At 33.5% G+C, this 24,784-nt stretch carries 22 protein-coding genes and 4 pseudogenes; 6 read left to right on the top strand and 20 right to left on the bottom strand.

What is annotated here, in order from left to right:
• Positions 1–620: 620 nt before the first annotated feature.
• Positions 621–1,097, bottom strand: a complete 477-nt coding sequence (locus AC1DJR_RS01640) for a GNAT family N-acetyltransferase (protein WP_113937384.1) — start codon at positions 1,095–1,097, stop codon at positions 621–623.
• A gap of 186 nt (positions 1,098–1,283) precedes the next feature.
• Positions 1,284–2,981 (bottom strand): helix-turn-helix domain-containing protein, encoded by a 1,698-nt coding sequence (locus AC1DJR_RS01635; RefSeq protein WP_477001905.1) that lies wholly within the window; start codon positions 2,979–2,981, stop codon positions 1,284–1,286.
• 1,240 nt (positions 2,982–4,221) lie between these two features.
• Here AC1DJR_RS01635 and AC1DJR_RS01630 point away from each other — a divergent pair.
• From AC1DJR_RS01630 to AC1DJR_RS01615, 4 genes and pseudogenes are all read left to right on the top strand, one after another.
• Positions 4,222–5,925 (top strand): hypothetical protein, encoded by a 1,704-nt coding sequence (locus tag AC1DJR_RS01630; protein WP_477001904.1) that lies wholly within the window; start codon positions 4,222–4,224, stop codon positions 5,923–5,925.
• 946 nt (positions 5,926–6,871) lie between these two features.
• The gene (locus AC1DJR_RS01625; protein WP_429687456.1) at positions 6,872–7,015 is read left to right on the top strand and encodes a hypothetical protein; all 144 of its coding nucleotides are present in this window, start codon (positions 6,872–6,874) and stop codon (positions 7,013–7,015) included.
• Between the two features lie 140 nt (positions 7,016–7,155).
• Positions 7,156–8,133: pseudogene (locus AC1DJR_RS01620) on the top strand (tyrosine-type recombinase/integrase).
• A 300-nt stretch (positions 8,134–8,433) separates the two neighbouring features.
• The gene (locus AC1DJR_RS01615; RefSeq protein WP_172805467.1) at positions 8,434–8,592 is read left to right on the top strand and encodes a hypothetical protein; all 159 of its coding nucleotides are present in this window, start codon (positions 8,434–8,436) and stop codon (positions 8,590–8,592) included.
• 117 nt (positions 8,593–8,709) lie between these two features.
• Here AC1DJR_RS01615 and AC1DJR_RS01610 read toward each other — a convergent pair whose 3' ends face one another.
• Positions 8,710–8,985, bottom strand: coding sequence for a DinB family protein (locus AC1DJR_RS01610; protein ID WP_235713508.1), 276 nt, complete (start codon positions 8,983–8,985; stop codon positions 8,710–8,712).
• A 300-nt stretch (positions 8,986–9,285) separates the two neighbouring features.
• Between AC1DJR_RS01610 and AC1DJR_RS01605 the strand changes: the two genes are divergently transcribed.
• The gene (locus tag AC1DJR_RS01605; protein ID WP_477001903.1) at positions 9,286–10,128 is read left to right on the top strand and encodes an SDR family oxidoreductase; all 843 of its coding nucleotides are present in this window, start codon (positions 9,286–9,288) and stop codon (positions 10,126–10,128) included.
• A 143-nt stretch (positions 10,129–10,271) separates the two neighbouring features.
• Here the strand turns inward: AC1DJR_RS01605 and AC1DJR_RS01600 are convergent, their stop codons facing one another.
• From AC1DJR_RS01600 to AC1DJR_RS01545, 12 genes and pseudogenes are all read right to left on the bottom strand, one after another.
• The gene (locus tag AC1DJR_RS01600) at positions 10,272–10,685 is read right to left on the bottom strand and encodes a HEPN domain-containing protein (protein WP_477001902.1); all 414 of its coding nucleotides are present in this window, start codon (positions 10,683–10,685) and stop codon (positions 10,272–10,274) included.
• The gene (locus AC1DJR_RS01595; RefSeq protein ID WP_016102723.1) at positions 10,672–11,058 is read right to left on the bottom strand and encodes a nucleotidyltransferase domain-containing protein; all 387 of its coding nucleotides are present in this window, start codon (positions 11,056–11,058) and stop codon (positions 10,672–10,674) included. The genes AC1DJR_RS01600 and AC1DJR_RS01595 overlap by 14 nt, the downstream gene beginning before the upstream one ends.
• A gap of 21 nt (positions 11,059–11,079) precedes the next feature.
• Positions 11,080–11,451, bottom strand: a complete 372-nt coding sequence (locus tag AC1DJR_RS01590) for a hypothetical protein (RefSeq protein ID WP_477001901.1) — start codon at positions 11,449–11,451, stop codon at positions 11,080–11,082.
• 19 nt (positions 11,452–11,470) lie between these two features.
• A pseudogene (locus AC1DJR_RS01585) lies at positions 11,471–11,775 on the bottom strand (ThiF family adenylyltransferase); the annotation flags it as partial.
• Positions 11,776–11,910: 135 nt separating this feature from the next.
• Positions 11,911–12,399: pseudogene (locus AC1DJR_RS01580) on the bottom strand (DNA polymerase III subunit beta); the annotation flags it as partial.
• Positions 12,400–12,575: 176 nt separating this feature from the next.
• Complete coding sequence (locus AC1DJR_RS01575) at positions 12,576–12,836, bottom strand: hypothetical protein (RefSeq protein WP_477001900.1); 261 nt, start codon at positions 12,834–12,836, stop codon at positions 12,576–12,578.
• A 67-nt stretch (positions 12,837–12,903) separates the two neighbouring features.
• Positions 12,904–13,188: a hypothetical protein gene (locus AC1DJR_RS01570; protein ID WP_016095224.1), complete on the bottom strand. Its 285-nt coding sequence runs from the start codon at positions 13,186–13,188 to the stop codon at positions 12,904–12,906.
• 491 nt (positions 13,189–13,679) lie between these two features.
• Positions 13,680–13,943: a hypothetical protein gene (locus tag AC1DJR_RS01565; RefSeq protein ID WP_215561185.1), complete on the bottom strand. Its 264-nt coding sequence runs from the start codon at positions 13,941–13,943 to the stop codon at positions 13,680–13,682.
• Positions 13,944–14,379: 436 nt separating this feature from the next.
• On the bottom strand, positions 14,380–14,667 hold the full coding sequence (locus tag AC1DJR_RS01560; protein ID WP_016096929.1) for a hypothetical protein: 288 nt from the start codon (positions 14,665–14,667) through the stop codon (positions 14,380–14,382).
• A 261-nt stretch (positions 14,668–14,928) separates the two neighbouring features.
• The gene (locus AC1DJR_RS01555) at positions 14,929–15,897 is read right to left on the bottom strand and encodes a sugar phosphate isomerase/epimerase family protein (RefSeq protein WP_078205631.1); all 969 of its coding nucleotides are present in this window, start codon (positions 15,895–15,897) and stop codon (positions 14,929–14,931) included.
• On the bottom strand, positions 15,898–16,935 hold the full coding sequence (locus tag AC1DJR_RS01550; RefSeq protein WP_477001899.1) for a Gfo/Idh/MocA family protein: 1,038 nt from the start codon (positions 16,933–16,935) through the stop codon (positions 15,898–15,900).
• 14 nt (positions 16,936–16,949) lie between these two features.
• Positions 16,950–17,981 (bottom strand): Gfo/Idh/MocA family protein, encoded by a 1,032-nt coding sequence (locus tag AC1DJR_RS01545; RefSeq protein ID WP_477001898.1) that lies wholly within the window; start codon positions 17,979–17,981, stop codon positions 16,950–16,952.
• Positions 17,982–18,158: 177 nt separating this feature from the next.
• Between AC1DJR_RS01545 and AC1DJR_RS01540 the strand changes: the two genes are divergently transcribed.
• On the top strand, positions 18,159–19,130 hold the full coding sequence (locus AC1DJR_RS01540; RefSeq protein ID WP_341088011.1) for an AraC family transcriptional regulator: 972 nt from the start codon (positions 18,159–18,161) through the stop codon (positions 19,128–19,130).
• Between the two features lie 4 nt (positions 19,131–19,134).
• On the opposite strand, the gene AC1DJR_RS01535 is transcribed toward AC1DJR_RS01540, so the two are convergent.
• The 5 genes and pseudogenes from AC1DJR_RS01535 to AC1DJR_RS01515 all read right to left on the bottom strand — a co-directional run.
• Complete coding sequence (locus AC1DJR_RS01535; protein WP_477001906.1) at positions 19,135–19,509, bottom strand: RNA-guided endonuclease TnpB family protein; 375 nt, start codon at positions 19,507–19,509, stop codon at positions 19,135–19,137.
• 66 nt (positions 19,510–19,575) lie between these two features.
• A pseudogene (locus tag AC1DJR_RS01530) lies at positions 19,576–20,405 on the bottom strand (hypothetical protein).
• Between the two features lie 9 nt (positions 20,406–20,414).
• Complete coding sequence (locus AC1DJR_RS01525) at positions 20,415–21,398, bottom strand: RNA-binding protein (RefSeq protein ID WP_477001897.1); 984 nt, start codon at positions 21,396–21,398, stop codon at positions 20,415–20,417.
• 294 nt (positions 21,399–21,692) lie between these two features.
• Positions 21,693–21,884: a hypothetical protein gene (locus tag AC1DJR_RS01520; RefSeq protein WP_078205626.1), complete on the bottom strand. Its 192-nt coding sequence runs from the start codon at positions 21,882–21,884 to the stop codon at positions 21,693–21,695.
• A 213-nt stretch (positions 21,885–22,097) separates the two neighbouring features.
• Positions 22,098–24,784 (bottom strand): DNA translocase FtsK (locus AC1DJR_RS01515; protein WP_477001896.1); only part of this gene is annotated, 2,687 nt, incomplete at its 5' end.

Below are 24,784 nucleotides of genomic sequence, written 5' to 3'. Positions count from 1 at the left end.
CTATCATTCCTCCTAATAAGATACATATTTAAATCTACAAAAAAAATCCCCTAGAATTTCGAGGTGTTTTCTTATATCTATAATGTTCACATGTTATTTTATGGGATTCAATCAATTTTTTTCTTTTTTTCACTTTCTCAATATAGAATAAATTTTGTTATTATAAAAATACTCATCTATAAAACGGTATATTCTCATATAATTAAAACAACATGATACTTGTTATATCTGCATTTTTTTAAACCCTTCCTAAAAAAAGAAAGAATTTTCCCTCTTTTAATTCGAAAGATATAATTCATCAATTTGTTAATAAGAGTATTCAATTATTATTAACTGCACTATTTTTACGGTTTTTACCTTTTATTGAAATTAATAGAAAAACATCTATCTGAATAATAAAAAAACATTTTGAAATATTTTTAAATTCAAAATATAAATGATATACCTTTTCTAAAAAATAACGTTGCAGTAAAAGAATTTACAATTCGATTCAGGCCTTCTCACATACTTCATTTTTTAATGAAGTATGTGAGAAGGCTTTCATTATTCAAAAAAATCGTAACATCTCATCAATTAACTGAGAGTTACGATTTTTGATATATGATTACTTTTTAATTTTCTTATAAATATTGCGTTAACCTAATCATATCTATACACTGAATACCATTTTCATATATTTCATCTTCATAATTGCGTAAGAAAAAATCCCTATCCACATTTGTTATTCTAAACCCACATTTTTGATAAAGGCCTAATTGCATTAAGCTAGAATTTCCCGTCCCTATTTCTATGGTTTTATATTTCTCTTTTTTAGCATAGTCTATAGCAAACCCAAGCAAATATTTCCCATATCCTTTTCCCTGTTCTTTTTCAGAAACTGCTATGTTTATAATTTCAATTGTTTCAGGACGAGTAGGAATTAAAATCATAATCCCCACAGTAATAGTATCCTTTTTTAAAACAAAACAGTCCCCTTGTTTAAGGTATCCATTAACTACTTCTGATGAAGGATCAGCTAGTAATAATAACTCCATTTCTTCTTTACCAATGCTTGTACTTTTTTCAATACTAATTTCATCCCAATTATTTAATTTCATTTTCAATACTCCCCCTTTTAACTAATATATTAAATGAATTCATTCTCACAAGACAATATCAATAGTCATTTTAAAATGCAGTAGGTGGTTCCTATCATCTATTATGCTAAATAAAATACACATACATAATGTATGTGTATTTTCATTTTCGCTATTTCTTAATAAAAAAGTAGTTTTTAATCTACTTTACATCTTCTCTAGTATTTCTTGTCTCTCACACCATTTCGTTAACTTTTCTAATGCTTTTTTAGACAATCGTTTTGTTTTGTGATTACAAAATCTAGATAGCGTCGACGGAGAAATACTAACTTCATCGGCTATTTCTCGAATACTTACATGTTTTTCATTATGCACTTTCAATATTTGATCACGGATTTTCTTCTCTCTTTGTTCGACTGGTTCTACAGTCTCTTTAACTTCTTCAACAACTGTCACTACAGGTAATTGCTCTTGTGGTTCCTCTATAAATTTCTTTCCTATTCCACTATCCATTGACTGTAGCATTTCCTCAGGTGGTAAAATAGTTATCCCTAAGTTAGCGTAATAATTTTTAAACCAGTTACGTTTCCCAATTTGTTGTTCATCAAGCGGGTCACTATACTCCCAATGAGAGATTACTTTTTCATTTTCTAAATCCATTAAAACATTCTCTAGCTGTTCTCTAATACGATTCGGCTTCCAATCTTTTGGAATATCCATTACTGCTAGTAGCCCCTTGTCCCCTCCTATAGAATAGGGCTTTTTCAATGATGAATACATTTGTCTAATTCTCCATTGCCATGTTAAGTATCGAATTAACCTTTTATGATATTTATGTCTATAACTATTGTATTCAAGGGCCTTTTTAGACAATAATGCTGTTGTATTATTTGATCCGTATAAATAATTCGTTAAAAAACTACCTGGCTTAATACGACAAGATTCAATCCCCATATATTCGTTTGTAACACTATGTCTCCACAATACAACCGAATCTAAAACAAATAACCTTTTAATAACCTCACGCTTTAATTCTACTCGTTCTCCTTCGTCATCACGATCGTTTAGTACTACGACCTCATTATCATCATTTAAATAGATAAAAATACTTGCTAAAGCCGCAATCCTCTTTGCTATTTTAATTTTATCTTCTGCTCGATAATATTCTTTATTTTTGACGACTGTCTTTGGAATATTGCACATCTCTAAAACTTGCTCATATGAAAAATCGATGAATTCATCTGGAGATTTCGCCTCATTTATCCACTGTATTGTAATTGCATCYAAACAGTCTGCCGTTAAATCATCCATATTACTCATTACATCATCAACAAGGGTATTCCATCGAGCTGATTCTTCAGTGTTTGTAAGTCTTAAATCCTCGTCTTTGTGTGAAGAAAGTTGAGCTACACCATTAGAAGACTTCGTTTCAATGGGATACTGTAGGACTTTACTTTTTTCATCTTCTTCAAATTGATTCTTTGCAATTCCATCTCTTAATTTATAATAAACAGCAGAATTATTTACTTCGTAATAATCCTCATGGTTCACTATATTTGTCTTATCTATATTTTGATCATTTTCTAATATTATGGAATTTGAATGCGCTACATTCTGAAATTCTTTTTCTATATACTCTTCAATTTCCTTATATATTTCTTCCTTATAAGAATCAATCTTCGCATAAATTTGTACTAATGTAATTCCGGATTCTTGCTTTTTCTCTAACCAGGATACTAATGCAGTAAATGAGGGAGAAGCATATAATGAGGTTAGTACTTTATTGTTATTTTTTTCAACATCTCTAAAGTATGCATTCCACTTATTCCATAAAGGCTCATTTGTTTTATAAATTGGCTCAGAGATCAACAAGGCATCTCGGAACATTTGTAATAAGTTATCCACTTCATATTCCTCCCTAGACCATGGATCCCAACAAATTGGTTTTCATAATAAAAATCTGTACTACTATTATATTTAATCTATTGTAACAGATAATCAAAAGGTTTTGCGGTTTCTTCTCCTTAATTCTACAACTTGCAACACCTTTGCTCTTTCTTTTCCCTATTTCTCTTTACTTGCATTCCTTTTGTGCTTTTCTTTCCTTAACTCTATAACTTGCAACACCTTTGCTCTCTCTTTTCCCTACTCCTCTTTACTAACATTCCTTTTGCGCTCTTCTTTCCTTAACTCTATAACTTGCAACACCTTTGCTCTTTCTTTTCCCTATTCCTCTTTACTCGCATTCCTTTTGCGCTCTTCTTTCCTTAACTCTATAACTTGCAACACCTTTGCTCTTTCTTTTCCCTATCTCTCTTTACTTGCATTCTTTTTGCGCTTTTCTTTCCTTATCTCTACAGCTTGCAACATGTTTGCGCTTTTCTCTCCCTGACTCTACAACTTGCAACATGTTTGCGGTATCCTTTCCCTTATTTGTTCAACTTGCAACAGTATAATTTATTTCTCAAGCTAGTAAATTACATACAAAATCATGCTATTCTCTAAATTTCTAAGTGATTTTATTATATTTGCAACAAGTTATGCCAATAACATGCAACATGTTTGCGGTATCCTCACCCTAACTTTTTTGTCATTTTCACTCTAATCCCTTATATATCAAGGGATTAGATGTTTTTTTACTTATTCATTTACATATAACTTAACTTGCAACACGTTTGCGGTATCCTTTCCCTTATTTTTCGCATAAGATGCAACACTGTTTGCGGTATCCTTTCCCTATTTCAATTCATACAACTCTAATAAAACCTATAAAACCAACGATAATCGGCATAATTTATGATTAATAAGTATACTTCTTAACTTGCAACACGTTTGCGGTATCCTTACCCTAACTTTTTTGTCATTTTCAATCTAATCCCTTATATATCAAGTGGGGAGATGACTTTTTACTTATTCTTATACATATAATTCAACTTGCAACACGTTTGCGGTATCCTTAACACAAAAAAAATTAATAGAATTCTCATATCCCTTGATACACCTAGCTTTATAAGCTGTTGCAAGTTGCTATCTTTCTTCTTAAAGGAGCACCTTTCGCCAATTTTCGATTTGCTATAATCAAAATTGGWATATTTTATAGTMTTTTGRCATATATTTCTGAATTTGYAGAACGGAGGTGAAAAAGATGGGGAAATCATTTATTATTCAAAATCAGCGTAGCTTAAATGGAAAAACAACAAATGCTGTTTTAGTTACACTAAAATCTTGGCAGAAGTTTGTTGCAACATTTGAGGAGAAGTACTACAGCTATAAAGATACATATTTAGAAGATATTCTGCAGCACATGACATACGAAGAACGTATTGCGGATGTAGAAGGCTTTGTCGAACAAGCGAAACCATCTTTTTCACGTCGAGCAATGTCTGCACTTGCAGAAAAAACAGGAAGAAAACATAAGTTATATGGTATTACGAATGCAGATCTTGAAGTGTTCTTATATCTACATAAAAAATGCTTTACTAATGGTGTCATTCCAAATGTAACGATACATATGATGTGGGAAGATTACAAGCAATATAAAGAAGAATTTGCATACATCCAGCATTCTCAGTTCTATATTGCTCTAAAGAAATTAAGTATACATAACATAATCTCTATCGAAAATGGCGTAGATGGTCGATATACAATCAAATTGACTCATTTTATGAATGAAGAAACAGAAAAGGCTAATCCATACGTATATATTAGTCCTGTTGTATTTACAAAGGCTTTCTTTAAGCTATCTGTAGCAACTAAGAAACTGTTCTTAGACATTGCTATGCAACAACATACAGAAACAACGTTAAAGCGTTCTTTGGACAAGCAGGACGAAAGAGGTAACAAAACTCACTTTGGTGGAATGTATCGTTTCTTACATAAAAAATATCCGCACCAGATCCGTGCGGTTATCGAAGAATTAACAACTGCATTACCGTGTACGGGGAATCCCCTATTCAAAATTTGCAAAATGCAAAAAGGTGTAAAGCATACAAAACGATATACAACATTATATCTATCTATCCATTCGGACTTCTTATGTACGAAAGAATCTGGAGAAGAGCAACACAGGGATCCATTTACACCAAAAGCTACCTATGCTCGTAAAGCAAAATTCATCGAATCAGTTCTACAAGAAATGAATATCGGTGAACTGTCTGCAGACATGAATAAGTTCATTCATGTATTAAAGCATACTTGTCATCGTCAAATTCGTGGTGTAATTCGTGGGCTTCGTGACATGGTTGATCGAAAAGAAGGATATCCAACGAAAATTGTATATACATTGAAAAAACTGTTACATCAAACATCTCAATATCAAATTCTTGATACAGCGGCGAAAGAAGGCATCTACCCTCTTATTGCACARCATRTACCAAAAGAGAGAAATAGTGACCGTGAACAAGCTGTCTTTAATTTYGGTCTACATTATTCCATGTACTCTCTTSGCAACATTAAGAAGATGTTTAAAAATGTGCATRCACTACTGAAGCAGAAGTTTACGGTACCAGTGACGGAAGAGTCTTATCACCGTAATTATCTAAAATACCAGGAAGAAACGTTATTTAGAAAATATGCATATGATCAGGGAGTGAATCTCCATGCATATATCGCTTTAGAAATTGAAATGCGTGAAAAACTAAAAGTTCGTGGCCATAAAGAACGCACGATTCCAAGTGATGTACGTGAATGGTTTATCGAGGCAATTGATAAGCTGCCACAAGAAAAACTTCGTGTTATTGAGCTRCCAAARCAGTTTAATTTACTAGAGTTTATGCGTACMTTCGAACGTTTAGTACGTGCTGGTGTAACAATAACAGCTCCAGATCAGGTGCTAACYGCAATGAAATAAAAWAATAGCAACGAGCTCTCTATTTTTGAAAAAATCGAAAKTRGAGGGCTATTCGTGTTTGTTTCATTAACACCCCTTTTCTACTACTCTATTTATAAATACCAAATCAGAAGAACTTCATGTAAAATGGAGTCTTTTTTTTATACATTTCTATACAAATCTTCTTCTACCTATAGAAGAATCTCCACACTACAYATTGAATATTCTTCAYSTGTAGTAAAACATCCGATTTTATATCTACAAAAAATCAGAAAGATATTTATAATAATAGTGGATATGAGGACAAATATGATCAAATGTGAATAATATTTCCCCAATATCCTTGAGAATACTAGTGTCGTTGCATTTATCTAATAAAAATCATCAATAATAATGTGAGTTATGTGTAAATACTGAGTAATGTTAACAAATAGCTCCATTATCTGAACAAATTGTGGATAATTGGACGCTAAATACTGCTCCATTTACCAAAATAAAGAAAATAAGCCCTATTTCCACAGTTGAATAAATATAATGTGATTTGTATCAATTTCTTTCCGATTTCATGTAGTAACATATGATTTCCTTTCTGCTTTTTTGTAGAATTGAAAGTCTAACAATCGTTGAATCTACGGATACATTTTCTACTATTTATGATTTTTTACGTTCTAACATCAAATTATCCCTTGTAGGAGTAAGCCTTTTCCCTATTTTTGATAACCTATAAAAGTTTTATCTTTATTTCTTTTTAATATATAAGATATATATTTATAATAGATTTTATTATTACTAGTATGATTGTTAATAAGAAGTCTGACCTAATTGAAAATATTTGTTAATTCAGTTATAATAATGGTAATTAAAMATATCATTACCCACATACAAAAGGACAAACCTACGTATCCCTACCAGGACGAGGTTTGTCCTTTTTTCATTTTATAATCAATTAATAATTGGAGGATTAAACATGGTCGTACTAAAGAATACAACCAATATAGCAATGAATGAATATAGCGAAATTAGATTTTTTAAAGGGATTTTTTGGGGATTATTATTAGTATTCCCTTTTTGGAGTATTATGATAGCCTTATTCATTTGGCTTTGTAAATAATAATCAACATATCAAAAATGCAAAGGGTTGTTTGTCCGTTTGCGTTTTTGATATGCCAGCAACCGTGCGTAGCARAGGGCGGTWGCAGGTCTTTCACCTATTTTYTGTTATAATATCCCCAAAGAAATTAGGTGATTATAATGAACAAGACAATTAGCTTAGAGAAAACCTTAGAAGATTTTTCTGCTTATTTAAATGAAAAAGGCCGAAAATATTCTACGATCTAACGTTATGCATATGATATTAAAGATTTTTATAGATGGTTAGAAGTAAATGAGATACTTTTTCATATCAAATCATGGAGTAATCTATCTGAAAAAGATTATCAGGATTATTTCTCTGAGTTAGAAAACAAGTGTAAATATTCCCTCAAAACAAGGCACAGAATTTGGGTTGTTTTAAAGAAATTTCACATGTTTTTAGGGATAATTAGTCCATTAAATGATATTCATCTCTCTTTAATTCCGGATCAATCACTAARTGAYARTGATTTTATTACTGAAGMGGAAGAAARGCRTYTAAAACAAAYTGTAYTATCAWCAAAGGGGTTAACAGAAAGACAAGCTAARTATCGCYYCYTAATTATGGATAGAGACGCTTGTATAATCAATTTAATAGTAAACTACGGTTTGTCTTTACAAGAGCTTAATATGAGCCATATGCAGTTTGCTAGTAATACTTTAATTGTTCCAGTGGAAAATGGTATGACTAGATCTATCTCTTTAACGGGAGAGGATACAAAACAACTATATAAATATTATAAAAYGATTCCGGAACCAGTAAGGCCTCGRCARTATACAGATAATCCCTTCTTTGTTGCATTTGACTTTAATCGGGGAACATACCGATGGGTATACGAAATCGATGCACCAAAGGCATTGTCTGAGGTTGCTGTTCAAAAGATGATACGACTTGAAGTAAAACGTGCGGGGGTAAATAGGCGTATTTCTGCACAGCAGATGAGGAATACATTTATTCTCCGTCTTATTAAACAAGGAATAAATGAAGATGAATTGGTAAGTAGAATGGGATTCAAAACTAAGATATCTCTAAAAAGATTTTTCCGATATTTACAACAAGTTCAACTCAAGCACGTTCAAAGCAATACAACAGATTAAAGACACATGAATATTAACAGTAAAGATAGTAAGGATATTAAATTAAATATATAGAAAGACGATTAGTTATTGAAATATAAAGCCTGTATCGATGATTACCAAGTAATTATTGATACAGGCTATCTTTTAAAGCATTTGTCATGTTCAACTAACGCATACGTTAGTTGAACAACGAATATATGTTTATTATTCAAACGAAAGTCCCTTTATTTTAAGTGAATTTCAATCGAATCCTTGGAATATACTAAGTGTTTTTGTAAATAATAGGATTGTTAAATCAAGAAATAAAGGAGGACTTTTATGCTACAGAATCAACAAGACAAAGAAAATTTGGGTTCTAATATGAAACAAAAATTTGCGGGAACTGATGCACAAAAAGTAAAACAAGAAATTCAAAAAGATGTTAGCCAAGGGCAAGGAGCAATGACCTCCCGTGAGGCAGGAGCAATGCGCGATTAAAAAACCACTCTAAGTGGTTTTTTATTTTTCTACATGTAAATTAAACACTTTACAACTCGCATTTTGATTTGATGGTTTAGATAATCTGTAGTAAATAACCTCTTTCTTGTTCATTTACTACAATAAAAAGATGTTAAATAGTCTTCGAAATGTAGATTCATTATCTTCTGCTTGGGGGTCATTCGCTGTTTTACCAAGAAATCGCATCAGAAGTCTCTTTTTATAGAAAAATAAATGACAAACTAATTCCCAAATGGAATTCATTTCCCCCTCCGGTTTCCAAATTGCCTTTTCAAAAGTAATATTCTTTAGCACTTTTTCAAGTGGCGGAAACCAGTCTTCTTCATCTAAGCAGCTTGCCCATTGTTGTGACAAAAGTGTTTTTACATCCATTTTCGATTTTTGCCCTCATAGTGAGTTACTTCTCCATATATTTTTTATGTTTTGTATTTTACTATCTTTGTTTAAGACAATAAATTATAAATTGTATATTAAGATATCAGCTGAGAAATATAAATATCTATTTATGGAACGATATTCATGAAATAGTCGTACATTATTCTTCACTCAGTATTAAGCCCCCCTTCACTTCCTCTATTTAATTCCTTGTGGAGGATATATTTTCCTGATGATAATCATAACCTATACCAGAATTTCATTTATTACATGAAAATTCAGAGAGGAGTGATTATGATGGGTTTCCCACCTCAACAACAAAGTAAACCTGGCATTGAATCATTAATGATACCTAGACCTATATTTGATAACCCCGATTATAAACCAGCTKGTAAACTTATAAATAAGGTAGCGCTTATAACTGGTGGGGATAGTGGAATTGGAAGGGCTGTCGCTGTGGCCTTCGCGAAAGAGGGTGCAGACATAGCGATCTCATACCTAAATGAACATAGTGATGCAAAAGAAACGGAGTTCTATGTCAAAAAGTATGGTCGTAGTTGCATTACCATTCCAGGTGATATTGGGTATGAGCAGCATTGCCAACAAGCAGTAATGCAAACAATTCACCAGTATGGTCGTATTGACATTTTGGTGAATAATGCCGGTGTACTATACATAAAGAACGATCTACTTGATGTAGATTCAAACCAACGAGCAAGTACTTTTCACACAAATATTTTTTCGCAGTTTATTTTGACGAAAGCCGCTCTTCCATACATGAATTCAGGGAGCTCTATAATAAATACAACATCCCTTAGTGCCTATCATGGAGATCAAGATGCAATTGACTACGCTTCATCTAAAGGAGCCATTGTTTCATTTACACGTTCGCTGTCATTATCACTGGTACCGAAAGGAATTCGAGTTAATGGTGTGGCCCCAGGACCAATTTGGACGCCATTAATTCCATCTTCTTTGCCTCCAGAATGGCTTGCCACATTTGGAGACCACGTTCCTATGAAGCGAGCCGGTCAACCGTTTGAAGTGGCACCTGCTTATGTATTCTTGGCTTCTGATGATGCATCTTACATATCAGGGCAAATTCTGCACGTGAATGGTGGGGAAATTATAAACGGTTAAATATTTAACAAAAATAATCTTAGTTAATATTATTCGAATGGGGTATTTACCCAACACCTTTGGATGAGTCATTTCTATTTTTTTTAGATAGAAAAAGAGAGTCCCTCATTAAAGGCACTCTCTTTTACGTATTTCCTCTATTCTTAATCGATTACGATTTCATTTATATTTAGCTTGTTTAAAGCCTCTTTATAAAAACTCATTACTTTTTGAGCATGTTGTATAGCCATTAACCCATCTTGAACGGTAAGGGCTTCRAAATACGGATAACGAATKTCTGTAGCATAACCATTCAGCTGCACGCAYTGWTCTAAAATCAATGAGAAYTYCTCATYTAATYTRCGACAMRATTTGTGCAGCATTAAAAGGTTATGAGTTTTAGGGACTGGTCTACCGTTTAGTGCAAGAAATCCTTTTAGAAGTTTCTCCACACATTGTTGACTATGATAGCAAATAATTGCAGTAGGGAAAGGTTTCATGTGAGTTAAGTACCTAGCAGAATCTAAATCAGATTTTGCAATGAATAGCCACTCTTTTAGATCCTCAGTATTTTTCATATAAAACTTTCCCCTCTAGTGCAATTTTGTGCTCCATGGTTACATTGCGGTTAGCACGTTCTTGAAACTCTTCCGGTCCATACACTAAAATATCAACTGGTGTTTCCATTACATCGTAAATACCCCAATTAATACGGTTAATGACTTCCCTTTTTCTTGCTCCTACACCATCCACAACAATACAAAGATCAAAATCACTATCTTCATTTGGTGTGCCATAAGCATGAGAGCCAAAAAGGATAATTTTTTGGACAGAAGACACGGTTTCACAAATTTTTTGTACTAATAGGTTTAATTCCCTTTGTACTTCTTCGTTAATCCGAATCACCTCTTGGATAATTGAATTATATTGACGTTTGATTATATTATACATGCGTTTCTCTGCTCCCTGCTATTACATATTTATTTTTATATTGTTCTCTTGTTTCCCAACGTTCTGCAATGCTTGRTAACATTCRTATACCTGYTTGAAATCTTGTAAGAATCCATCRYMAGAGATAYTATGAAATCCTTTAAAATTCCTTCTACACCAATATAAGAGGTTAGATTCATCCTTAGCTAAAAAAGAATCCGGATGGAAATGAATCAGAGCCTCTGCTATACAAGCCAGAAGCAATGGAATCATTTCAGTAGTATGCTTTGATAAATTAAGTACACATACAACCGCATAATTCTTATATTGATAGTATCGTAGAACACCATTACACACGTTTGTTGGTGTTAAAGTGTGTTGTAATTGAGTGGAATCTAATTGATACACTCTCATCTTGTCCCCTCCTATATCATTACTCCTCAATTGGTGCAGCTTTCATAAACGCTTTTTGAGCTTGGAAAATGATATAGTGATTCGATACAGTACCTTCATCAAAGAGTTCGTTGACGAATTGTGCAACAGTCATGGCAGCGAACTTATTTGTAATAACGCGCTGTGGTTCTGAAGCAGCTAATTCGGAACAACTTAATTGACTTGGAGCCGTTTCTTTTTCGTAAAAGCATCTGGAAATAAATCGCCAAGCGGTGAAAGAATGACCTCGCCATTCAATTTAACTCCACATACTGCTTGTCCGTTATAACCACTGTTTTCTAAATCAGGMATTTCGTTYGCAATAAATCCRTTKATAAKCRATTCAAARGATTGACGAAGTTCTTGATTATTAGGAAGGACTTCTTTTGACTGTAATAAGTCAAAGAAGTCACTGTGATTCATAATCATTTGAATGCCGCATTACACACGAACCGGTAGGATTAACTGCAAATTAGAATGAATTGTATCCTCTGCTCCCACTACCACAATAGGTCTCTGATTACTAATCATTTTTATCGCGATTTTTTCAGAAGATATCGTTTGTAGTGCTTGCAGCAGATATTCCACATTACAAGCCAATGTAAATGCCTCTACTTGATTACATGGAATTTCTACACTTGCAGTACCTACTTGAGAATTTTGTGGTTTAAGGTGAATGCTTTCCTTTCCTTCTGACGYAAGCACGATTAGTGAAGAAAAGGCAGAAAGCTGTTCCAACGTGTTTTTAAGTGATAGTTGTATTTCACTTTTGAACTGGCCGGGYACCATACGTGCCGTATCAGGATATGTACCAGCTAGTAATCTAGRCTGATAGATAATACTTTCGCCACGTATTAACAGCTGTGTATCACTAATGAGCTTTAAWTGTAAATTTGTTTCACGATTAAAGAGCTTAAGAGCTGTTTTAACGTCTACAGTAGCATTAGCTTTCTCTAATTTTTCGATAAATAAAGTACGGTTAATAGTAAATTTCATAATTTTACCCTCCAAAAAAGTAATAAAAAAAGAACAGACTTCATATCCTGTTCATTCGTTTCCCTGCTATAAAACAAAGCTTTACGCRCTTTGTTGTTTTTTTWACTKTKCTATRAGTTGATGAATGGMTTCTGCATGAYYATGAAGTAACCATTCTCTAAAAGACGTGATATCGCCAGKTATATAGGTAGATAACCAGCGATTAAGCTGTTCCTCATTCCCATGRCTAATATCTTCGCATCGTCTGGTTTCGTCATATCTTTTACTTCAATGTTTACAACTTTTAGATGGTACGGCATACGGCCATTGCTAAAAACATCCCCTACACAAATTGTCAAAAGACTCGTTTTAATTTCAGTTACAACATTCATTATATATGCTCCTCTGCAGATTAATAAAAAAGACATTGAACAAATTCGTCCAATGCCTTTTTCCCTCTTATATATTCTTTAACTCAAAGTACAATTTTTCAGGTTTTCCATACATGTTAATTTCATTTTGATATACGACAGCTAATTGCTGAGACATCTCAATGCTTTCCATATAGGATAATGAAGCAGCTGCTTCTATTTTTTCTTTAATTTCATTAGGAATAACTGCGTAAGATAAGCTATCCATTTTACTTCCTAATTTAGTATCTGTAGCAGCCTCATAATAAATTTCGGTAATTAAGACCTCATTATCATCTGGATCATACATATATCCTCGGTTAACTGTAATCATATTAAAGTACTCCTCTCAAGTTTCACATTCTAATCCCTTGTGCTTTTAGCATTGCAACAAGTATCTTACGTATATAAATACTCTAGTTCTTAATTTTTATATTCCATTCTTTATCTAGTTTACTATAAATTAGAAATTAATCTCTTTCTTTGCTGTCAAATTCAAAAATCTTTAACAATAGTAAGAGACGATAAAGACCTGGTAAGTGTTTTTCTCCATAATAGAAATAGAATTCCTGCGATTCTTTTTTATAAGAAAATTGTACACCTAAGTGTGCAGGAAACGACTTTTAATGGGTTCGGTGATTTCTTTATTTTGAAAGGTTAATATAAGTTCCCCTAGTGATAATGCTAGTTCATCTAATGTAATTGCATGTTCATGTTTCATCATAAATATCTCCTTTTCCAAATAAAAAAAGCACAAATCATGTGCTATTTCTTCACAGTATTTTTTAGTTATAATACCTAAATATCTAGCCTTCTTATTCTTGCTTAGTTTAGTATCTCTACTACAGTACAAGGACATGTTGTAAAGCGCTTCTCTTTAGAGATTTCTTGTAAAAATTTAGTAACAGGATAACCATTGTACAGAACCTGAATATGCTCTGAGAGGCCCGTTATTTGAATGAATAACTCATTTAAGTCTGTACAATTGTGATTTGTTTCTAATAAATAGTACCCAGCTGCCTCATATGAATTTCGAGCATAAATTACTCTCATAAACTCTTTCGAACTTCCTATCTTGTAAAATTTCATTTTATCTCTCCTCTTAATTAAACAAAAAAATCACAAAATAAGTGCTTTTTCATTTAGCATATTATTAGCCCCGAAGGTCTATTTACATGTGCTTCCTAACTTAAAGACAACACAAAAAGGGCTTCTTCAAGTCGATTAAAATGTGCATAGCAAAATAAGCTATATATACACTAATCGGCTCAAAGAAGCCCTTTCATAATTGAAACAAGAACACAACTTGCTTCTACAACTCAACCACAACACATAAGGTGTGGGAATAAACGGAATCAATTAAACAATAAATATAAATTTATATTAAACTATTTTTATATTATATTCAATTGTTTTTAATGAAATGAAGATAAGAAGGAATTTATTATGCAGATGTTATATGTATTGTATAATAATACCCCTGTTTCCCCTGCTATAAATCCCCTCTTATTTTCAKTTCTTGGTGTTACTTCATRTACTGCATTTCAAAATATAGTTTTTCTGGCTTTTGATGTTGGTCTAAATAACAAAGTATTTCTTTAATGGTTTCTGCTTCAACTTCAACAGTCTCCATGTAGGACATACTTTCAGTTTCTTGGACCTTTTGAAAAATAGCAGTAGGTAGTTTAACCGCATCGAACACACCCATTTTGCTTCCTAGCTTTTGTTCTGATGTAGCATCGTAGAAAATTTCATTAACAATTACCTTATTATCATCTGGATTGTACATGTACCCTCTTTGTATACGTAGCAATGTATTACTCCTTTCTTACATATTCTATTTCAACAATAATTACATCTGCATATATCATTATTGTTGAAACAGGCATCAAACAATATTATTTCGTAAAATCCATACTTTGTATAGAGGTAGATACAGGATAATTAGTTTTCGTAATTTATTTTTGAATATTTCGTCCTTTTTTAAACGTTTCTTTTAAAAAAAGAGAAGCTAATATTCTTTTACGAATGGCTTCTCTGAAAAAAATGTTACTTATTTCTTTTTTAAACGAAGTTACACCCACCACATCTGTGAAGGGTTTTCTTCAATTAAAATAGATTGAAGATTTTTTGTGGCACGTTTAAATCCCTCTTGAATAGACATGAGGGGATCTTCGTGTTCGATACTTACAACATAATCATATCCATATGTACGAAGTGCACTCATCATTTGCGACCATTCTTCTAAGCTATGACCACAGCCAACAGAACGGAATGTCCAAGCTCTTGTTTTCAGTTCACCGTAGGGCTGCATGTCTGTTAAACCATACATATTTACATTATCTTGATCGATGTAAGTGTCTTTTGCATGAAAGTGATAAATTGCATTTTCTTTCATTAATAACTTAATAGCAGCGACAGGGTCAATTCCTTGCCACCATAAATGACTAGGGTCTAAGTTAGCACCTATCGCATTGCATGTTTCTTCACGTAGTTTTAGTAATGTATATGGCGTATGTACTAAGAAACCACCGTGAAGTTCTAAACCAATTTTTACACCATGTTCTTTTGCAAATTCACCAACTTGTTTCCAATAAGGAATGAGCTTTTCTTCCCATTGCCATTTTAAAATATCATTGTATTCATTTGGCCATGGTGCAACAGGCCAATTCGGGTATTTTGCGCTTTCATGGTCACCTGCTACGCCTGAAAAACAATTCACAACAGGTACGTCTAGTAGTGAAGCTAGTTGAATGGTTTTTAACAATGTTTCATGAGATTCTGTTGCAAAAGCAGCATCTGGGGATAATGGATTTCCGTGACAACTAAAAGCGCTAATGATTAAGTCTCTTTTTTGTACATGTTCTATATATACGCTTCTGGCTTGTTCACTTTCTAATAATACATCTAAGTTACAGTGCGAACCTCCAGGATAACAACCTGTACCAATTTCTACTGCATGCAAACCGGCTGCTTGTACATAATCAAGCATTTCTTCAAATTCCATGTGAGAGAAAAGTGTTGTAAATACTCCTAATTTCATTTATCTTCCCGTCCCTTCTTCATGTGTGTTACTACTTTCGTAAATTGCATCAATAATTTGCGATACTTGCAGCGATTCCTCAGGCTTTACAATTAATTCTTCATCGTATAAGCAAGCTTTTACAAAGTTTTCTGCTTGCAAAATTCCAGGATCGCCGTTATTTGCTATCCAGACTGGTTCACTATTTAATATCATATTATGTTTTATTGTATATAATTCAATTGGAAAAACATTTATTCCACCGTTTACTCCGGAAATACTCACATGTTCTTCATCATTTTTAATATTTGCTGCCCAAGAAGTTTCAAATAACAATGATGCCCCATTTTCAAACTTTATATATGCGGTAACATGATCATCAACTTGAAACGTTTTATAATCATATTCTCCCCACATATTTACTTGATTTGGTTGCTTACTAACGGCATTATAGACACTACCAATGACTTCTGTTTGTTTTGGATTTCCAATTAACCAAAGTGCTAAATCAAGAAGATGACAACCGTAATCTATTAAACTTCCTCCGCCTTGTAATTCTTTATTTGTGAAAACGCCCCAGCCTGGTACTTTTCGGCGACGGAGTGCTTTTACACGAACAACAAGAGGTGTGCCAATCTCACCTATCATCATTTGTTTTGCAACTTGCGACTCTTTCATGTAACGATAATGATAAGCGATAGCAAGTTTTTTACCGTTGTTTTTTGCAGATTCTATCATTTTTTCGCATTCTGCCGCTGTTAAAGCCATCGGTTTTTCGCATAATACATGTTTCCCTGCTTGTAATGCTGCGATAGAAATCTCAGCATGAAACTTATTAGGTGTACAAATACAAACAGCATCAACTTCTTTAAAGACTTCTTCATACGTTTCAAATACATAAGGAATGTTATATGTTTCAGCGATTTGTTTTGCGTGTTCTATGTTTCTATCATGTATAGCCGTAATCGTACAATATTGATGTAACTTTACAAATGCAGGGATATGGCGACCTTGTGCAATTCCTCCGGCCCCTATTATTCCAATGCGTAGTTTCTTCATGTCTTCACCTTTTCTCAAAATGGAATTGTAACAATTTGTTTTGTTTCACTGGATTGTATGGCTGCTAAAATGACTTCTAACGATTTCATTCCTTCTACACCATTAATTAACGGCTCTTTATCAGAAAGGATAGACTCTACAAACTGCTCAATTACATGTGAATTACTTTGACCAACTGCAGCATTCGATTGAATTTTATCAAGCTCATATTTTACAACTTCACCATTTTTATATTGAAGAATGAGTGAGTAAGTCGGATCATCTTCTAGTCGAAGAGTGGCCTTTTCACCATAAATAATTGTTGAATTATCTTCTTTGCTAACGTAAGACCAACTTGCTGCAAGTGTTCCGATAATGCCACTTTCGCTTTTCAACATACATACAGCACAATCATCTACATTCGAAAATGTTTTTGCGCTCGTCTCAACAAAGGCACCAACTTCTGTAATTTCTTCATTAAGAATATACCGAATTAAATCCGCTTTATGTACACCTAAATCACCCATTGCACCAAGAAACGCTTCATCTTTTTTAAAGAACCAGCTCTCTTTTCCATCTACACTCCAATTTTCAGGACCACTATGACCAAATGCTGTACGGAAGCTATATATTTTTCCGATTTCTCCATTTTCAATCAATTGTTTTGCCTTTTGGTGAGAAGTAACAAATCGCTGGTTATGACCAATCATTAACTTTTTACCGCTTTTTTCAGCAGCTTCAATCATCATTTCCGCATCTTTTTTTGACGTCGCCATTGGCTTTTCACATAGTACATGGATACCTGATTGTAAAGCAACGATAGAAATTGATGCATGTAAATCATTTGGTGTACATACACTCACTGCATCTAACTCTTCACAATTGATAAGCTCGTTATAGTCAGTGTACATATTTACACCATACTTATTGGCAACTTCTTTTGCGCGCTTTTTATTACTGTCACAAACAGCCACAATCTGTACATATGGGTTTGCTTCGTATTCTGGTAAATGACGATACTGCGCGATGCTTCCGCAGCCAATAACACCTACTTTTAAAATATTCACTGTCATATCCTCCTTTTGCTTGATTTGAAATTATTATAGAAATTTTTTTACTGAAAAAATATGCTATATATCGTTATGTTTTTATCAAAAGTTGCCTTTTTCTATAAGAAATAAGGCAACTTACTTATCGCATTTTGATAAAGGTGTTATATTGCTAATAAGGAGGTGTAAACGTCTATGTCAGAAGGGATTTGTAATAAGCTTGCTGAAGCAATTGAAGAAAAGGTTATTTATCAAAATCCATTACTATTTTTAAAGGTCTGGGACATTGTTATGGAAACCTCTTATAATAATCAAATTGAGAGTGCCCCTTGGCATTATCATGAAGAGATTGAGTTTCTAGCAATTATAGAAGGAGATTTAGGTATACAAAATAAAGATAAGTATATTGTTCTTGGCCCTGGAGATGTTTTTATTTTTGGGAAATCTGAGTTGCATCGGTCACATAAACCTTCTGCAGGTTCGTTACACTACGTTGTGTTTCAAGTAAATTTAAAACAACACTTTGACCGAAGCATTATACAATATTTACATTGCTTTTCAGAACAAACAAAATCCTTAAATGAGTTAAACTATATTTTTGAACAAAATGAAGTGGTGAAACATGAGGCTTATGTTCTTATTACAGAAATCTTTACAGAATCAAAAATGAAAATGAACGGATATGAAATCGCAATTAGTGCTGCCATTAAGAAATTACTTTTATTACTAGTAAGAAACGACACACATAACATATTAAATTATAGTGAACAAGACGACTTTGCTCGTTTAAAACCAGTACTTGATTATGTAGAAGATCATTTAGGAGAAAAGATAACCGTAACCAAAGCATGTGCATTAATAAATTTAAGCTATCATTATTTCATCAAATACTTTAAAAGAATTATGGGTATTTCCTTTTTAGATTATGTGAATTATAAGCGCATCAAACAAGCTGAAAGTTTATTAATAACAAGTGACCTTAGTATTACAGATGTCGGATGCGAAGTTGGAATTGCAAACATGTCACAGTTTTATAAGTTGTTTAAAAAAGAAAATAACTGTTTACCGAAAGAGTTTAAGCAGCGAATACAAAGCATTGAACTACCCCCACTTTCACTTCGTTTAGAAGTGGAGGATTCCAAAGTAAAGAGTTCTATCGAACTCTAATTTATTAGGCTATCCCCGCAGTCCTTGCGGTTAGAAGCTTTATTGCTTCATTCTTTAGATTGATACTTGCGTTAATATCTCTATCATGRTGTGTAMGRCAAGAAGGGCAGTCCCATTTACGTAGGTTKAGRTTTTTAACGTCTTTRTTTTGATATCCACAACAAGAACATAATTGGCTTGAAGCAAATGTTTTCGATACGACAATGAYTTGTTTGCTGTACCATTYYGCTTTATATTCCAACATGGTTCRAAACTGTGACCATGATACCTCACTAATTGCTTTTGCTAACTTATGATTCTTTAGCATATTCGATACTTGCAAATCTTCTATACCGATAACATCGTGGTTTTTGATGATTTCAAATGATAAAACACGCAAATCATCTCTATTTGTTAAAGTAAACAAGCCACCCATTAAAAGAAAGCAATAGCTTGTAAGGGTGGCTTAGTTTGTTGCGAATAGCTTTGTATTTAATTGTTTAATCTCCCCTTCTGCAAGAGGCTGATAAAAAGCATGTTGTAATCCTTGAGAATGTAAGGTTTCTCCTATACAWAGCAATACTTTACCAKGRATTAAATCAAGTAGTAKWTCATTATTAATTTGYTTTGCCTGTTTTTCAGTAGAAACATAAAYAACTAAGATTGTAGGATTATTCCCTAAGTCTTGCATAATAACATCTTTCCCKGACTCTACAAAAGYCTTCCATCTAGCGATAATYCGCTTTAATCGWTYCTTTGTATCTGATAATAAGGTGGAGTATACACATAGGACGGAGCATAGCGTAGATGGCAGAGTAAGTCTATATCATGCCAATAACGTAGGTGAACGTATTTGCCGTGATTATCAAGGCGCTCCGGAGCAAAGTAAAACATATTTCCTTGCCAGTACTTTAAGAGCTTAAACCCATTATCGGATAACGTATAAGCCTCCTCAAGAATTTCCATATCAAAAATCTCTACTTGCCATTTTTCAATGAGACGATAGTAAAGTAGTCCTTGAAGTGCATCATTAATTCTCTTACGCGAAAACTTATCTTTGAATAGATATAATAAATGATTAAAACGAACAGATGTATGAATACCGATGAAAGTTAGTATTGCATGCTGTTCTTCTGTTAAACGCTGCTTAAACGTAACTAATTCGTCATAGGAATGGAATACATAGGTTTTATCCAGACTATGTATYCGATATACCTGAAGTCCYTGTGCRTCCTCAYTTGWTAAATGTGGRAYKGAAGGGARATATGRAGACATTTGATTCTCTATTGTACGCATAGTCATTCATTAAAATTGAAAGATTGCAGAACTAGATTTTTTACTTTGGCCTTGAGGATAATTTAAAATACGTACAGTTCCTCTGCGATTTTTTGGATCAATATTAAGCAGCTCACATGTAACGATTGTTTGGTTAATTGCATCTTCTGGAGTTGGATTAGCAAGATTACGGCTCTTTAATCCTTTAAATTGAATACCAGGTGCAACTTCTACGAAAATACCAGCAATGGCATCTACACCTACAATTTTACCTACAAAACGGTCACGTCGCTTCTTAAGATCTAATAGCTTTTCCATTGGATCTGTTTCTAGTTTCTTTTTATTTCCTCTAAATTCATAGCGGCCGTTCTTTTCTAATACTTTATCGATAATGAGCTCTACAACATCACCAATAATAATATCCTCCGGACGTACAAATGAATGTGACCAATGTGAGTACCTTACCCCTATAGTTACACCATGGACTTCAACCAGRACGGTTTGTGCAGTTGGAATATGACCTGAAACTGTTCCTGTGTATACTTTATTCCCACCTTGTGAGGTTACTTCATCATATAATCTTTTTTGTAATGCGAGCTCTCCTGCTGTGATTGATACAACAGCAAAGTTCCCTTCCTCTGTCTTTTGGAAATGCTCAATGATAACAGGTTTTGTTCTACCAACTAGCCATTGAGGATTTTTAGGAATTGTTATCCCTGCCTCTGTAATTGGGCAGTATGCAGTTGTATGGGTACCAATTTGCATCGTAAGTACGGGTATGCGTTCTGATTTACCATTTTTAGTTGGGAACAACTTTTCAGAGACTACTGTAATTAAGCCTTTACCTATAATACGTTCACGTTTCATACGAGCTAACTCTTCTAATTCATGCTCACGTACTCGCTCAAATTGATTAAAGTTTGTTTCTACTTGTGTGTCTCCTACTGTGATTTCTTGTCCAAAAGCCATCCCTAGTTCTTCTGCAACGTGTGTTGTTTCTTTCTCTACTGTCATTCTATTTTTCCTCCTAGAACGTAAAAAAGGACACACCTGTACCGTTGGAATGGTACGTAAGGTGTGTCCTTCACGTAAGTTATGTTTTATTTATATAATTATTAATTTTAATATAATGGTATTAAGAAATTTATGCAAGTGTTATTTGGTTCAACTTCAAATGTTTTCTGGCAAATCTCTTGTAGCTTTGAATTAAAGTTTGATTAAATAATGTACCCAAACTCTTATTTTACAGTAAAAAATTTGATTAAAATAACTTCTATATTTGTGCATACATATAGTGTTTTTATAAAATTATCTACATTTACTACATAAAATTTCGTTTGCTCTCTTAGCTAATACTTTATCTAATTGTCCAACAGGCATATTTTTTTCTTCAGGTAATACTAAAGAAACTGCAAATCGTTCACCATGTTCGATTGTTTTATCACATTGTGAACACACTAAATTTACATCTTTAAAATGATTTTTTAATTTATCTAACATATCATTTATTCCTCCTATTTGATTGTGAAATATAAATATCATTATATTCATTATAACAAGATAAAAAAGATGGAGTKAAATTCCAATTCACACCATCTTTAGCAACAACTCTTTTATTAATCGGCAATAAAGCTTTTTTAATAACATCGTGATTTTATTACAAGTCAACATCTCTCATTAATTTCAAAGTATTGTTCTAATTGAAAGGCTATATTAATCAAATATATCGTTTAATTCCTTACTCATCACGTTAGATGTATTTTTCTTAGGTTGTTCATTTCTATATGACAGTGGCTGTGCACCACTATACTTATTTTTCTGTTGAGYYTTKAGRMGTTCTTGACGTTCTTTATAGGTCATASGGCTATACTCTYGTTGCTCTTCAGTGTTTTTTGTGTTTTCTACCATGTTTTTTTCTAAGTTTTTATGAACAGTAGCACTAATTGATTCGTAAACTTTTGCAACTTCGTCATCTAGTTTGTTTTCTTCTGTAAAATCTACTGCTTCTATAACTGGAATCAGCTTTTCACCAATATCTGTTTCTGATTCTTCCGCTATTTGCAGTGTATTTACTTCTTCTTGTAACTCCTCTTGGAATGGTTCGGTTTTAATTGAAAGCTCCGTCTCAATTGAAGCATCTGTGTTCCACTCTTGTTCCATTATAGAAATGGATAAACCTTTGTTAAGTTCGGCCACATCCATATCTATTTCATAGGAATCTACTATATCCTCTGGCTTTAGCTCAATTACTTCCTTGATTATTTCTTCAACTACCTCTTCATGTATTTCAGGTGTTACACATTCCAACTTTTGTTGCGTGTCTATGTCATTTAAGACTCCATGACGTTGTAAGGCATCTAGTAAGCGTGAGGCACGTGTAGAACCAATATTAAATTTATCCTGCAATGCCGATAGGGAAGCCGCCCTGGATTGCTTCACAAAAATTACAACATCATCATATAAGATATCTTTAAAAAAGCTTGTCTCTTCAAGCGCGGCCTCCTTGTCTTCGCTTGGAATGGCTACTTCTTGAGGAATACTTTTATCGGAATTTGTTTCGTACAAGACGGTAGAATTTATATCAGACGCCTCTGGCGATAGTGGACTACTATTGTCTTTTGAAATTAGAACTTTACGAGGTTCTTTTCCTGTATAGGAGCTGACAACTAGATTTTGTTCTAACTTCTCAATTAATCGCGCTGTCTTCATATAGCCAATCCTAAATTTTCTTTGCAGCAGGGATGGCGAGACTTGCTGTGATTCAATTACGAAGCTTTTAATCTCTTCATATAGAGAAGTGTCCTCTTCATCTTTCTCGTTGTGGCTTGTCTGTTGTTCATTAGCAATGGATGTATTTAATACAACTATATCTTCGACTTCTTTTGTTTCAGGTTCAGATTTATTCTCCTTATAATTATCCAATGAGACAATGTGCTGTTGTCCCTCGTCTGTTCCTATAGAATTGTTCTGCTCCATCGTATCATTCTGTATAGGTGGTAATGGTTCTATTGTYTTCATATTCTCTGCATCTACGTGCTTCATTGGATTTGCTTTAKTAATAGAWTCCTTRATTAGAAKGAGACGCTCATTTYCCCAATATTGCCCTAGTTTTTCGTCAACTTGAATAATCGCTTTAGCAAACTCTTCTTTGGGTACAAAATTACTTGTGATTTGTTGTACAGGCTGCACATGATTATCTTGTACGATACGAGCAGCACAAATAAATGCACCTTGTGCCATAATATCCCCTGGCGACATAACCACTTCTTTTGTTTTTTGATAGGTTGATCCTAAGCGACTAACGGGATTCTCTTGCATAGGAGAAATACCTTGTTCAGATTCAGATTCTTTAAATTCCTCTTTTTCGCCAAACATGTCAGAGAATATCTTTGCATCATATGGCGTAACATCTCCAAATATCATTTTGTTACGGAATGAGCCCAGCAAGGTAAACATGTACTGCTCTGTGAAATCGAGAGCTAATTGAGATAGTGTTTGGCTTGCAATTGTCAGGATAACTTTATATTTACGAGATTGTGCAGGGAATTCTTTAAACGGGCGCACAACGTAATCTGGAAATTCATCGACAATAATATGATGGTACGGTGATAAGTTTGGTTCTCTACGGAATACAGCATTCTGCATACTAAGTAAGACAAATTTTCCTAATACGTTAGAAAGGTCGGCTAATTCCCCTTTTGCCGTGTTCACTAGTAAAATACCACCTTGCTCTAAGTGGACATCGAAATCAAAATCGGATTTTCCAAATAAAACACGTCGTATCAGTACGTTTGAAGCAAGGTCTTTTAAGATGTTACGTAATCCTTTTACATATTCTTCTTCTCTATCATAATGCATGGGATGTCCGCGGTATTTTCCTTTTTTATAAACCGCTGGTTCACCTTGAGAGTCTGTCTTTTCTCGAATGGTATTATCAAACCACTCGTCTATCCCTTTTATAATTTTATATTCGTTGTTCTGATCCCGGGAAGCAGCGCCAGTTTGAACAAAATCGTATAACTTTTCCACCTGTACTTTTAACAGTTTATGCATACGATGGACACGTTCTACATCATCATACATCTCTATCAAGTCATCGAAGGTTACATCTTTTTGCGGGTTGTGCAGCTTTAATAAATAGATATGTTGCTTAAGGTGGTTACGCTGTGCTTGCTCAAAGAATGCATTGTTTGATTCAGATAAACCTTGAATAACCATCGCGAACACTTCTGCTACCTTATCAACTGGCCCACGCAGAATGTTTATGTTTTTTGTATCTGGATTAGTTGGATCAATATAGTAAACAGAGCTTTCTGGAATTTTGTGTGCTTGAACTAATTTGTATACTTTCTGACATAAATCATTACTAGGTTCAATTACAGTAACGCCATTTAAAAAGG

The sequence above is a fragment of the Bacillus sp. 05T31 genome (assembly GCF_056396725.1).
The sequence above is the reverse complement of the archived record's forward strand: the minus strand, read 5'-3'. Positions and strand labels throughout refer to the sequence as shown.

What these genes read in the sequence shown, in the direction of transcription:
- AC1DJR_RS01640 (WP_113937384.1), bottom strand. Translation starts at nt 1,097, where the DNA reads ATGAAATTAAATAATTGGGATGAAATTAGTATTGAAAAAAGTACAAGC.
- AC1DJR_RS01625 (WP_429687456.1), top strand. Translation starts at nt 6,872, where the DNA reads ATGGTCGTACTAAAGAATACAACCAATATAGCAATGAATGAATATAGC.
- AC1DJR_RS01615 (WP_172805467.1), top strand. Translation starts at nt 8,434, where the DNA reads ATGCTACAGAATCAACAAGACAAAGAAAATTTGGGTTCTAATATGAAA.
- AC1DJR_RS01610 (WP_235713508.1), bottom strand. Translation starts at nt 8,985, where the DNA reads ATGGATGTAAAAACACTTTTGTCACAACAATGGGCAAGCTGCTTAGAT.
- AC1DJR_RS01595 (WP_016102723.1), bottom strand. Translation starts at nt 11,058, where the DNA reads ATGTATAATATAATCAAACGTCAATATAATTCAATTATCCAAGAGGTG.
- AC1DJR_RS01570 (WP_016095224.1), bottom strand. Translation starts at nt 13,188, where the DNA reads ATGATTACAGTTAACCGAGGATATATGTATGATCCAGATGATAATGAG.
- AC1DJR_RS01565 (WP_215561185.1), bottom strand. Translation starts at nt 13,943, where the DNA reads ATGAAATTTTACAAGATAGGAAGTTCGAAAGAGTTTATGAGAGTAATT.
- AC1DJR_RS01555 (WP_078205631.1), bottom strand. Translation starts at nt 15,897, where the DNA reads ATGAAATTAGGAGTATTTACAACACTTTTCTCTCACATGGAATTTGAA.
- AC1DJR_RS01550 (WP_477001899.1), bottom strand. Translation starts at nt 16,935, where the DNA reads ATGAAGAAACTACGCATTGGAATAATAGGGGCCGGAGGAATTGCACAA.
- AC1DJR_RS01540 (WP_341088011.1), top strand. Translation starts at nt 18,159, where the DNA reads ATGTCAGAAGGGATTTGTAATAAGCTTGCTGAAGCAATTGAAGAAAAG.
- AC1DJR_RS01520 (WP_078205626.1), bottom strand. Translation starts at nt 21,884, where the DNA reads ATGTTAGATAAATTAAAAAATCATTTTAAAGATGTAAATTTAGTGTGT.